Source organism: Pseudomonas pudica (assembly GCF_015680405.1).
Lineage (GTDB): Bacteria > Pseudomonadota > Gammaproteobacteria > Pseudomonadales > Pseudomonadaceae > Aquipseudomonas > Aquipseudomonas pudica.
In genome coordinates this window covers 27177-39421 of the sequence record NZ_JADLJS010000016.1, presented here as the reverse complement: position 1 = coordinate 39421, position 12245 = coordinate 27177, and the positions used below count along the sequence as shown (strand labels likewise).

At 61.3% G+C, this 12245-nt stretch carries 11 protein-coding genes; 8 read left to right on the top strand and 3 right to left on the bottom strand.

The genetic code is table 11. The features are described from left to right. Nucleotides 1–32: 32 nt before the first annotated feature. Entirely contained in the window at nt 33–251 is a 219-nt protein-coding gene (locus IRZ77_RS13515) for a bacterioferritin-associated ferredoxin (protein WP_003254947.1), read from the top strand. 200 nt (nt 252–451) lie between these two features. Next, a complete protein-coding gene (gene bfr, locus IRZ77_RS13510; RefSeq protein WP_003258014.1) occupies nt 452–925 on the top strand; it encodes a bacterioferritin in 474 nt (157 codons plus the stop codon). 57 nt (nt 926–982) lie between these two features. Here the strand turns inward: bfr and grxD are convergent, their stop codons facing one another. Continuing rightward, nucleotides 983–1318, bottom strand: coding sequence for a Grx4 family monothiol glutaredoxin (gene grxD, locus IRZ77_RS13505; protein WP_003254949.1), 336 nt, complete (start codon nt 1316–1318; stop codon nt 983–985). Nucleotides 1319–1409: 91 nt separating this feature from the next. Next, entirely contained in the window at nt 1410–3518 is a 2109-nt protein-coding gene (locus IRZ77_RS13500; protein ID WP_196173663.1) for a molybdopterin oxidoreductase family protein, read from the bottom strand. Between the two features lie 397 nt (nt 3519–3915). Between IRZ77_RS13500 and argF the strand changes: the two genes are divergently transcribed. Then, nucleotides 3916–4836, top strand: a complete 921-nt coding sequence (argF, locus tag IRZ77_RS13495) for an ornithine carbamoyltransferase (protein WP_196173661.1) — start codon at nt 3916–3918, stop codon at nt 4834–4836. Next, a complete protein-coding gene (locus IRZ77_RS13490) occupies nt 4833–5942 on the top strand; it encodes an ABC transporter ATP-binding protein (protein WP_085601561.1) in 1110 nt (369 codons plus the stop codon). Before argF ends, IRZ77_RS13490 begins: the two co-directional genes overlap by 4 nt. Nucleotides 5943–6083: 141 nt before the next feature. On the opposite strand, the gene ybaK is transcribed toward IRZ77_RS13490, so the two are convergent. After that, entirely contained in the window at nt 6084–6554 is a 471-nt protein-coding gene (gene ybaK / locus IRZ77_RS13485; protein WP_085601562.1) for a Cys-tRNA(Pro) deacylase, read from the bottom strand. Between the two features lie 303 nt (nt 6555–6857). On the opposite strand from ybaK, the gene IRZ77_RS13480 reads away from it, so the two are divergent. The 4 genes from IRZ77_RS13480 (at nt 6858) to glpD (ending at nt 12083) form a co-directional block, all read left to right on the top strand. After that, nucleotides 6858–7709 (top strand): MIP/aquaporin family protein, encoded by an 852-nt coding sequence (locus IRZ77_RS13480; protein WP_015271568.1) that lies wholly within the window; start codon nt 6858–6860, stop codon nt 7707–7709. Between the two features lie 51 nt (nt 7710–7760). Next, nucleotides 7761–9260, top strand: coding sequence for a glycerol kinase GlpK (gene glpK / locus IRZ77_RS13475; protein ID WP_046614759.1), 1500 nt, complete (start codon nt 7761–7763; stop codon nt 9258–9260). 282 nt (nt 9261–9542) lie between these two features. Continuing rightward, nucleotides 9543–10298 carry a DNA-binding transcriptional repressor GlpR gene (glpR, locus tag IRZ77_RS13470; protein ID WP_046614760.1) on the top strand — a complete coding sequence of 252 codons (756 nt, stop codon included), beginning with the start codon at nt 9543–9545 and terminating at the stop codon, nt 10296–10298. A gap of 252 nt (nt 10299–10550) precedes the next feature. Beyond that, nucleotides 10551–12083: a glycerol-3-phosphate dehydrogenase gene (gene glpD, locus IRZ77_RS13465; protein WP_085601563.1), complete on the top strand. Its 1533-nt coding sequence runs from the start codon at nt 10551–10553 to the stop codon at nt 12081–12083. The last annotated feature ends 162 nt before the right edge of the window (nt 12084–12245 follow it).

Sequence of the window (12245 nt, the reverse complement as noted above, 5' to 3'; positions counted from 1 at the left end):
CCCATCGAGCCCACCAACGATGGTCAGCCTTTATGTATGTGTGTCTTTGTGTCGGCGTCACCGACGGACAGATCCGCGATGCGATCTATGAAGGATGCTGCAGCTACAAGGAAGTGCGAGCCGCGACCAACGTCGCCAGCCAGTGTGGCAAATGTGCCTGCGTGGCCAAGCAGGTGGTCCGCGAGACCCTGACCGAGCTCCAGGTCAGCCAGGCAGCCCTGCCCTACCCCGTGGAATTTACCGCGGCCTGAAACCAAGAATTCCAAGAACCGGACCTTGTGTCCGGTTTTTTTATGCCCGCAATTCAATAAGTTAGCGCTCCAACGCGGTTCACAAACATTCTTATTTCCATTAATTTTCACTTATTATTCAAGAACTTAGGTTTGACACACCTAAGTATCGGGCTCAAACTTGCGTGTATTGGCACACTTCTACAGGGCAGGAACCCGACATGAAAGGCGACGTAAGCGTCATCCAGCATCTCAACAAGATCCTCGGAAACGAGCTGGTCGCGATCAACCAGTACTTCCTGCACGCACGCATGTATGAAGATTGGGGCCTGAACAAACTCGGCAAGCACGAGTACAAGGAATCCATCGACGAGATGAAACACGCTGACAAACTGATCAAGCGTATTCTCTTCCTCGAAGGCATCCCCAACGTCCAGGACCTGGGCAAGCTGCTGATTGGTGAGCACACCAAGGAAATGCTCGAATGCGACCTGAAGATCGAACAGAAAGGCTTGGTCGACCTGAAAGCAGCCATCGCCCATTGTGAAACCGCTGGCGACTTCGGCTCGCGTGACATGCTCGAAGACATCCTCGAGTCCGAGGAAGAACATATCGATTGGCTGGAAACCCAGCTGGGGCTGATCGACAAGATTGGTATCGAGAACTACCTGCAGTCGCAGATGGGCGAAGAATAAATATTCGCCCCATGAAAAAACCCGCGATCAGCGGGTTTTTTCATGCTTGCCGGAAAATCAGGCCTCGGAGGCCTTGGCCTTGGCAGCCGCTTCCTTGATCAGTGTCTGCAGCTCACCCTTCTCGAACATTTCCAGCATGATGTCGCTGCCGCCGACCAGCTCACCGGCTACCCAGAGCTGCGGGAAGGTCGGCCAGTTGGCGTACTTTGGCAGGTTCGCACGGATTTCCGGGTTCTGCAGGATGTCGACGTAGGCGAACTTCTCGCCACAACCCATCACGGCCTGCGATGCACGCGCAGAGAAGCCACACTGCGGGGCATTCGGCGAGCCTTTCATGTAAAGCAGAATGGTATTGTTGGCAATCTGCTCTTTGATCGTTTCGATGATATCCATGTAGCACCTCGGCTGAACTTTCCGACACGGTCGTCGGCACGGTGACGCATTGTAACGGAAAGCCGAGCAGCATGCTCGGCCTTACCGTTCCTTACGCGGCCTCTACCTGCACAGGTACGCCATTGAGGGCGGCATTACCGGAAACCTGGTCACGCAGGCGCTCATCGGTTAGGTCGTTGGCGCTCACGCCAGGCTGCGCCTTGGCGATCTGCATGTGCACGCCCTGCCGAGAATGACCGAAGCCATGGGGCAGGCTGACCACGCCCGGCATCATGTCCGCGCAGGCCTGCACCTCGACTTCAAGCTCCCCCGTACGCGAGCGGATACGAACCCTCTGGCCATCCTGCAGCTGCCTGTGCTGCAGGTCCTGCGGGTGCATCAACAACTGATGTCGCGGCTTTCCTTTCACCAGCCGATGAAAATTGTGCATCCACGAATTGTTGCTTCGCACATGGCGACGGCCGATCAGCAGCAGTTCGCCCGGTGCCGGAGGGACTTGTTGCGCCAGCCGCCCCAGGTCGTCCAGCAGCACCTGGGGCGCCGCTTCGACAGCCTTGCTGGCAGTCGCCAGGCGCGCAGCGAGGTTGGTGCGCAATGGCCCCAGGTCCAGGCCATGCGGGTGCTTGTCCAACGCTGCAAGCGACAACTGCCAGGGCGTCGCTTCACCATAGCGTCCCTGGCGCAGGGCCAGGTCGATCATCTGCGCTGGCGCCCAGGTCGGTTTCAACTCCAGCTCGGCGCGTTTGGCGAACGCCTGTGCGAGCCCGACGAAAATCTCCCAGTCATGCAATGCCCCTTCGGGCTTGGCCAGGATCGCCCGGTTGAAGCGGGTCACGTTGCGCACGGCCAGCAAGTTGAACGTGCTGTCGTAATGGTCGTTTTCCAGGGCCGAGGTGGAGGGCAGGATCAGGTCGGCATGTCGGGTGGTTTCGTTGATGTACAGGTCGATGCTGAGCATGAACTCCAGCCCCTCCAGCGCCACATCCAGCTGGCGGCCGTTGGGCGTGGACAGTACGGGGTTGCCAGCCACCGTCACCAGCGCACGCACCTGCCCTTCGCCGGGTGTCAGCATTTCCTCGGCCAAGGCCGCCACGGGCAGTTCGCCGCCGTATTCGGGCAAGCCCGACACCCGGCTCTGCCAGGCATTGAAATGGCCACCCGAGGTGGTCGCCACCAAGTCGACGGCAGGCTCGGTGCACAACGCGCCGCCTTCACGGTCAAGGTTGCCGGTCACCAGGTTGATCAGTTGCACCAGCCAGTGGCAAAGGGTGCCGTAGGCCTGGGTCGAAACCCCCATGCGGCCATAGCACACCGCCTTGTCGGCCGCGGCGAAGTCCCGTGCCAGCTGGCGGATGTCTGTAGCGGCAATGCCACAGTGCGCGCTCATGGCCTCCGCGCTGAACGGCGCGATCGCTTCGCGCACCTGCTGCAGCCCGATGACAGGCAAGTGCGAGCCGCGCGCCAGGCCTTCAGCAAACAGGGTGTTGAGCAAGCCACACAACAAGGCCGCATCCCCTCCAGGGCGAATGAACAGGTGACTGTCGGCCATCGCCGCCGTTTCGCTGCGCCGCGGGTCCACCACCACAAGGCGCCCACCCCTTGCCTGCAGTGCTTTGAGGCGTTTTTCCACATCCGGCACAGTCATGATGCTGCCGTTGGAGGCCAGCGGGTTGCCACCAAGGATCAGCATGAAACCGGTCTGGTCGATATCCGGAATCGGCAGGAGCAGGCCATGGCCGTACATGAGATGGCTGACCAGGTGTTGCGGCAACTGGTCCACCGAGGTGGCAGAGAAGCGGTTGCGGGTTTTCAGCAGGCCCAGGAAGTAGTTGCTGTGGGTCATCAGGCCGTAGTTGTGCACGCTCGGGTTACCTTGGTACACCGCCACCGCATTGCGCCCGTGGGTTTGCTGGATCGCCCACAGCCTGTCGGCGGCCAGGGCAAAGGCCTCGTCCCAACCGATTGCCTGCCAATGCTCGCCCACCCGCTTGTGCGGCTGGCGCAGGCGGTCGGGGTCGTTCTGGATGTCCTGCAGGGCCACGGCCTTTGGGCAGACATGGCCGCGGCTGAACGGGTCCTGGGGGTCGCCCTTGATCGAACTGATCAGCGCCCGCCCGTCGTCGTCATGGCTGACTTCGATATTCAGCCCACAGATCGCTTCGCACAGGTGACAGGCACGGTGATGCAGGGTCTTGGTCATGGCCGCCTCTGCCTTGTTGTTATGGAGGATGTGTAGAGGGTTGTCGAACATCGACTATGCACCCAGCCCCTGCCGCCGGCCAGCGCGCTTCGCGATGTGAATCCACCGACATCAGGCACACGATTTGCGACAGCCATTTGCCAAATTGGCGGCAAGCCGTGTACAACCCTCTGTAGCAAATAAAAAACAGCACTGTCCGTCGGGTAAAGACACCCTTTGCAACACCCTTTGGTACTGGGCAGCTGTTTCCCCTCTTGGCTTCAGGCGACATTTACTTATAGTATTGCGCCTTTCCCTATTTCGTCCGCCCCCGTGCGGCTTACGCCGCAGGTCACTCCCGTTGTCAAAAAAAACCATACGGTCGACCTGCATACCGTTGCAGATAAGGTAGTCAATCATGAGCGCTAGGCACTTTCTCTCCCTGCTGGACTTCACCACCGACGAATTGCTCGGGGTGATCCGCCGCGGCATCGAGCTGAAGGACCTGCGCAAGCGAGGCGTGCTGTTCGAGCCGCTGAAAAACCGCGTGCTGGGCATGATCTTCGAGAAGTCCTCCACCCGTACCCGCGTGTCGTTCGAGGCCGGCATGATCCAGCTCGGCGGCCAAGCCATCTTCCTATCTCCGCGCGACACCCAGCTGGGCCGTGGCGAGCCGATCGGCGACAGCGCCATCGTGCTGTCGAGCATGCTCGATGTGGTAATGATCCGTACCCACGCCCACACCACCCTGACCGAATTCGCCGCCAACTCGCGTGTGCCGGTGATCAACGCGCTGTCCGACGAGTCGCACCCATGCCAATTGCTGGCCGACATGCAAACCTTCCTCGAACACCGCGGCTCGATCCAGGGCAAGACCGTGGCCTGGATCGGCGATGGCTTCAACATGTGCAACTCGTACATCGAGGCAGCCAGGCAGTTCGACTTCCAGCTGCGCATCGCCTGCCCGGAAGGCTACGAGCCGGACCCACGCTTCATGGCCATCGGTGGTGACCACGTGCAGATCGTGCGTGACCCGAAGGAAGCCGTGCGCGGCGCCCATCTGGTGACCACGGATGTCTGGACTTCCATGGGCCAGGAGGAGGAAACTGCACGGCGCCTGGCGCATTTCGCGCCTTACCAGGTCACCCGCGAACTGCTCGACCTGGCGGCACCCGACGCCCTGTTCATGCACTGCCTGCCAGCCCACCGTGGTGAGGAAATCAGCCATGACCTGCTCGACGACCCACGTTCGGTCGCCTGGGACCAGGCTGAAAACCGCCTGCATGCACAGAAGGCCCTTCTCGAATTCCTTGTAGAACCGGCTTACCACCACGCATGAGTCAACCCCTACTGCTCAACCTGCGCAACCTCGCCTGCGGCTATGGCGACCAGCGCATCGTCCAGAACCTCAACCTGCACCTGAACGCAGGCGACATTGGTTGCCTGCTGGGTTCATCCGGTTGCGGCAAAACCACCACCCTGCGCGCCATCGCCGGTTTCGAACCCGTGCACGACGGCGAGATACAGCTGGCTGGCGAGGTCATTTCCCGGGCTGGCTTCACCCTGGCCCCGGAAAAACGCCGCATCGGCATGGTGTTCCAGGACTACGCGCTGTTCCCGCACCTGACCGTGGCGCAGAACGTTGCCTTCGGTATTGCCAAGCACCCGCGCCAGGCCGAGGTCATCGAAGAGATGCTCGAACTGGTCAAGCTGGGCGGCCTGGGCGGGCGCTACCCGCACGAACTGTCCGGCGGCCAGCAGCAACGGGTCGCCCTGGCCCGTGCGCTGGCACCGGAGCCGCAACTGCTGCTGCTTGACGAGCCATTCTCCAACCTCGACGTGGAGCTGCGCCGACGCCTGAGCCATGAGGTTCGCGACATTCTCAAGAGCCGCGGCACCAGCGCCATCCTGGTGACCCATGACCAGGAAGAGGCCTTTGCCGTCAGCGACCAGGTCGGCGTGTTCAAGGAAGGCCGCCTGGAGCAGTGGGACACGCCTTACAACCTTTATCACGAGCCGCAGACGCCGTTCGTGGCCAGCTTCATTGGCCAGGGGTATTTCATCCGTGGGCAGATGATCAGCCACGAGGCCGTCAATACCGAACTGGGTGAACTGCGCGGCAACCGTGCCTACATCATGGCGCCGGGCAGTTCGGTAGATGTGCTGCTGCGCCCTGACGATATCGTCCACGCGCCGGGCAGTGCACTGCAGGCGAACATCGTCGGCAAGAGCTTCCTGGGTGCATCGACCTTGTACCGCCTGCAGTTGCCGACCGGCAGCCAGTTGGAGGCGATTTTCCCTAGCCATGACGACCATCAGGTCGGTGAGGATGTGGGGATTGCGGTAAAGGCCGATCACCTGGTGCTGTTCCCGGTGCCGGGCAGCGTGGCAGCGCAGTTGCCGCGGCAGGAAAACGGCGTGCGCCGGTACAGTTCGGCGACCTGATTCGAAACCCTGGGGCCGCTTTGCGGCCCTTTCGCGACACAAGGCCGCTCCCACAGGTACAGCGCACCATTCACGGGCGGCGTTGTACCTGTGGGAGCGGCCTTGTGTCGCGAAAGGGCTGCAAAGCAGCCCCGAAAATTCTCAGCCCCGCCCGATCCCGGCAAACTTGCCCTGGGTATGCTCGGCCAATACCGCTGCCGCCAACTCTACCTCCAGCCCACGCCGCCCGGCGCTGACATGGATGGTTGCAAAGTTCTGCGCCGAATCATCGATGAATGTACGCAGGCGCTTCTTCTGCCCCAGCGGGCTGATCCCGCCCACCAGGTACCCCGTGGCCCGCTGCGCAACCACCGGGTCGGCCATCTCGCACTTTTTCACCCCGGCAGCATGGGCCAGGGCCTTGAGGTCGAGTGTACCCACCACAGGTACCACCGCCACCAGCAACTCCCCCTTCTCACTGCTCGCCAGCAAGGTCTTGAACACCTGCTGCGGGTCGAGACCGAGCTTTTCCGCCGCCTCCAGGCCATATGACGCCGACTTGGGGTCATGTTCGTAACTGTGCACACGATGCTCGGCACGGTGTTTCTTCAACAGGTCTAGGGCGGGGGTCATGCGGGGGCTCCGGTCGGGACAGCTCGGCGGCTACTTTAGGACAATTCCCACATCACAGCCAGCGCACCGCAGTCGCGCGCGTCTAGTACGCGGATCCGCGCCTAAAATCAGCATCCACATCGTGACCAACCGTTCACTTTCGACCTTTGACATCAGCGTTTCTTGTCTATATTTTTTCGTTTCTGAATAAATGGTGCACTTTTAAGGTGCATTTCCTACATCTGCCTGGAGTCAACGGGGATAGACTCCGGGCGTTGCTGTCGAGCGCCACGCGCCTCACAACAAAAAAAAACGAGGTCCTACATGACGACTGCTCTACGCCAACCCACGCTGTCCAGCCAATGCCTGGCCGAGTTCCTCGGCACTGCCCTGCTGATCTTCTTCGGTACCGGCTGCGTCGCAGCGCTCAAGGTCGCGGGCGCCAGCTTCGGCCTGTGGGAAATCAGTATCATCTGGGGCGTGGGCGTCAGCATGGCGATCTATCTCACCGCCGGTATTTCCGGCGCGCACCTGAACCCTGCGGTGAGCATCGCCCTCACCCTGTTCGCCGGTTTCGACAAGCGCAAGCTGCCCTTCTACATGCTGGCCCAGGTATGCGGCGCATTCTGTGGTGCAGCGTTGGTCTACACCCTGTACAGCAACCTTTTCTTCGATTTCGAACAGGCCCATGCCATGTTGCGCGGTAGCGAAGCCAGCCTGGAACTGGCCTCGGTGTTCTCCACCTATCCGCACCCTTCGCTATCCACCGGCCAGGCGTTCCTGGTCGAAGTGATCATCACTGCCATCCTCATGGCAGTGATCATGGCCCTGACCGACGACAACAACGGCCTGCCGCGCGGTGCCATGGCCCCACTGCTGATCGGCCTGCTGATCGCCGTGATCGGTAGCGCCATGGGCCCGTTGACCGGCTTTGCCATGAACCCGGCCCGTGATTTCGGGCCAAAACTCATGACCTTCCTGGCCGGTTGGGGCGAAATCGCCTTCACTGGCGGTCGGGACATGCCTTATTTCCTGGTTCCGGTGTTCGCACCGATCCTTGGCGCCTGCCTGGGTGCTGCGACCTATCGCGGCCTGATCGCCCGCAACCTGCCAATGGCAGCCGCCGTGAACCCTGAGACAAATGACAATCGCCAGGGCGATACTCAAGTCAACTGACGCCGGCATCACGCCCAGCCCTGAACCCCTATTTCCGCAAGGCCTACGACCATGACAGATACCCAGGATAAGAACTACATCATCGCCCTGGACCAGGGCACCACCAGTTCGCGGGCCATCATTTTCGATCGCGACGCCAATGTGGTGGGTACCTCCCAGCGCGAATTCGCCCAGCACTACCCGCAAGCGGGCTGGGTCGAACACGACCCGATGGAAATTTTCGCCACGCAGAGCGCGACCATGGTCGAGGCCCTGGCCCAGGCAGGCATCAGCCACGCCCAGGTCGCCGCACTGGGTATCACCAACCAGCGTGAAACCACCGTTGTATGGGACAAGGAAACCGGCCGCCCGGTGTACAACGCCATCGTCTGGCAGTGCCGCCGCAGCACCGAGATCTGCGCCCAGCTCAAGCGCGACGGGCATGAAGACTACATTCGCGAGACCACCGGCCTGGTCACAGACCCGTACTTCTCTGGCACCAAGCTGAAATGGATCCTCGACAATGTCGAGGGTGCCCGCGAACGCGCCGAACGCGGCGAGTTGCTGTTCGGCACCATCGATACCTGGCTGATCTGGAAGTTCTCCGGCGGCAAGGTGCATGTCACCGATTACACCAACGCCTCGCGCACGCTGATGTTCAACATTCACAGCCTGCAGTGGGACGACAAGCTCCTGGAAATCCTCGGCATCCCACGGCAGATGCTGCCCGAGGTACGCCCTTCCTCCGAGATCTACGGCCACACCAAGAGCGGCATCGCCATTGCCGGTATCGCCGGCGATCAGCAGTCGGCGCTGTTCGGCCAGATGTGCGTTGAGCCGGGTCAGGCCAAGAACACCTATGGCACCGGCTGCTTCCTGCTGATGAACACCGGCGACAAGGCGGTCAAGTCGTCCCATGGCCTGCTCACCACCATCGCCTGCGGCCCGCGAGGCGAAGTGGCCTACGCGCTGGAGGGCGCGGTGTTCAATGGTGGTTCCACCGTGCAGTGGCTGCGCGACGAACTGAAGATCGTCAACGACGCACTCGATACCGAATACTTTGCCAGCAAGGTCAAGGACAGCAACGGGGTATACCTGGTGCCTGCCTTCACCGGCCTGGGTGCCCCGTACTGGGACCCATATGCCCGTGGTGCACTGTTCGGCCTGACCCGTGGCGTGAAGGTGGACCACATCATCCGCGCCGCACTGGAATCGATCGCCTACCAGACCCGCGACGTGCTCGACGCCATGCAGCAGGACTGCGGCCAGCGCCTGTCCGAGTTGCGCGTGGACGGCGGTGCGGTGGCCAACAACTTCCTCATGCAGTTCCAGGCCGACATCCTCGGCACCTGCGTGGAGCGGCCGAAGATGCGCGAAACCACGGCGCTGGGTGCGGCATACCTGGCAGGCCTGGCCTGTGGTTTCTGGAGCGGCCTGGACGAGCTGCGCGACAAGGCGATCATCGAGCGCGAATTCAGCCCGCAGTTGGATGAAGCGCAGAAAGAGAAGCTGTATGCCGGCTGGAAGAAGGCAGTCGACCGTACCCGTGACTGGGAAGATCACGAGGCCTGATCCCCGGCGCGATAGCTTGTCCAAATTCTGTGGGTGCAGCGTTGATCTCGAGGTTGTCGCTGTACCTGTGGGAGCGGCCTTGTGTCGCGAAAGGGCCGCAACGCGGCCCCAGGATTGATGCGCAATAGTTGAAATTGCTGGGGCTGCTTTGCAGCCCTTTCGCGACACAAGGCCGCTCCCACAGGGGACCGCGTGAAACAGCAGGCCCGATAGTCTACTGGTCGTAGTCCGCGTCCTACGGCATCATTGCAGCATTTGTCCGGCAGCCCCAAAGGACCGCCCATGAATCTGCCCCCTCGCCAACAACAAATCCTCGAACTGGTGCGCGAACGCGGTTACGTCAGTATCGAAGAAATGGCGCAGCTGTTCGTCGTAACACCGCAAACCATCCGCCGTGATATCAACCAGCTGGCCGAGCTCAATCTGCTACGCCGCTACCACGGGGGCGCAGCCTACGACTCGAGTATCGAGAACACCGCCTACGCCATGCGCGCCGACCAGATGCGTGACGAAAAACAACGCATCGCCGAAGCGGTTGCCCGGCAGATTCCCGACCATGCCTCGCTGTTCATCAACATCGGTACCACCACCGAATCCATCGCCCGGGCGCTGCTCAACCACAACCACCTGAAAGTCATCACCAACAACCTGCACGTGGCCGCAATCCTTGCTGCCAAGGACGATTTCGAAGTGCTGGTGGCAGGTGGCACGGTGCGCCGTGATGGCGGCGTTGTCGGTCAGGCCAGTGTCGACTTCATCAACCAGTTCAAGGTCGACTTCGCCCTGGTGGGCATCAGCGGCATCGACGAAGATGGCAGCCTGCTCGATTTCGACTATCAGGAAGTGCGGGTGTCCCAGGCGATCATCGCCAATGCCCGTCAAGTGATCCTTGCCGCCGACTCCAGCAAGTTCGGGCGCAACGCCATGGTGCGCATGGGCTCGATCAGCCTGGTCGACTGCTTGGTGACCGACCAGGCGCCAACCCCCGCACTCACCCAGCTGCTGAACCAGTACAAGATCCGGCTTGAGGTGGTTTGAGGGCTGACAGGCGCATGCCGCAAGGCTTGTCGCGCCTGTGAGATCGAGCGTCGTCCGCGCAGCGCTCGATCCCACAGACGCCACAACTTTCAAACCGATCATCCAGAATTTTCGTAAATGTTCATTTCATTGTCATCTGATCAGTTTTTTCTATAAAGACTGACTGGCGACCGGCTTTCTGTTGCGCTAGTATTTTCGAAAACGAACATCAATGTTCATATTCGATGTGAACAGCCCCAGGAGGCCTTGCCCGTGTCCCAGCCCGTTTCGTCCCAGCCACCAGTCGCCGACTGCTATGACCTCGCCGTGATCGGCGGCGGCATCAATGGCGTGGGCATTGCTGCCGACGCCGCCGGGCGTGGCCTCAAGGTATTTCTCTGCGAAAAGGACGACCTTGCCCAGCACACCTCTTCGGCCAGCAGCAAACTGATCCATGGCGGCCTGCGCTACCTGGAGCACTACGAGTTCCGCCTGGTACGTGAAGCGCTGGCCGAGCGTGAAGTGCTGCTGGCCAAAGCCCCCCACATCGTCAAGCCGATGCGCTTCGTGCTGCCGCACCGCCCGCACCTGCGCCCGGCCTGGATGATTCGCGCCGGCCTGTTCCTCTACGATCACCTCGGCAAGCGCAAGCGCCTGGGTGCTTCGCGCAGCCTGCGCTTCGGCCCGGGTTACCCGCTCAAGCCTGCAATCAGCCGTGGCTTCGAATATGCCGACTGCGCGGTGGACGATGCCCGCCTGGTAGTGCTGAATGCGATGGCAGCACGTGAAAAAGGTGCCCATATCCATACCCGCACCCGTTGCCTGCGCGCGGAGCGTGTGGATGGCCTGTGGCAGGTCGAGCTGCAGCATGCTGACGGCCGCCTGCAGACCATTCGCGCCCGCGCTCTGGTCAATGCTGCCGGGCCATGGGTGGCCAGCTTCATCAAGGATGACCTCAAGCTCGATGCGCCCTATGGCATCCGCCTGATCCAGGGCAGCCATATCATCGTGCCGCGCATGTACGAAGGCGATCATGCCTACATCCTGCAGAACGAGGACCAGCGTATCGTCTTCTGCATCCCGTACCTGGAGCGCTTCACGCTGATCGGCACCACCGATCGCGAGTACAGCGGCGACCCCGCCAAAGTCGCGATCACCGAGCAGGAAACCGATTATCTGCTCAAGGTGGTCAATGCCCATTTCAACCACCAGATCAGCCGCAGCGACATCGTGCACACCTATTCCGGCGTGCGCCCGCTGTGCAACGACGAATCGGACAACCCGTCCGCGGTCACCCGCGACTACACCCTGGCGCTGTCTGCCACTGAAGGGCAAGCGCCGTTGCTCTCGGTTTTCGGTGGCAAGCTGACTACCTACCGCAAACTGGCCGAGTCGGCCATGGCCGAGCTCAAGCCGCACTTCCCGCAGATGCGCGGCAGCTGGACCGCTGGCGCGCCGCTACCAGGTGGTGAGTACATGACCACGGTGCAGGCTCTGGTCGATGCGGTGCTGGCGCGCTGTGGCTGGTTGCCTGTCGATATCGCGAAGCGCTGGGTGCTGACCTATGGCAGCCGTGTATGGCAGTTGCTGGAGGGCGTTCAAGGGCCGGAAGACCTAGGCCAGGCAATTGGCGGTGGGTTGTTTGGCCGGGAGGTGGACTACCTTGCACACAACGAATGGGCATGCAGCGCTGAAGACATTCTCTGGCGCCGCACCAAGCTGGGCTTGTTCACCAGCACGGGCGAGCAACAGGCGCTTGCAGACTATCTGCAACGAGAGCAACAGGCGCGCACGCAAGCGGCGTGACCCATGGCCTGCTTGCACGTACTGGAACGCCACAATCAGTCTTTGACGTTGGCGAAGTCTTCAAATGTATCGTGCCCGGCGGGCGTGGTCGATCGAGCGATTATCGCAAACACAGCCTTGCGTGCTTGGGATGAGCATTAATCAATGCTCATCCAGCGCCCC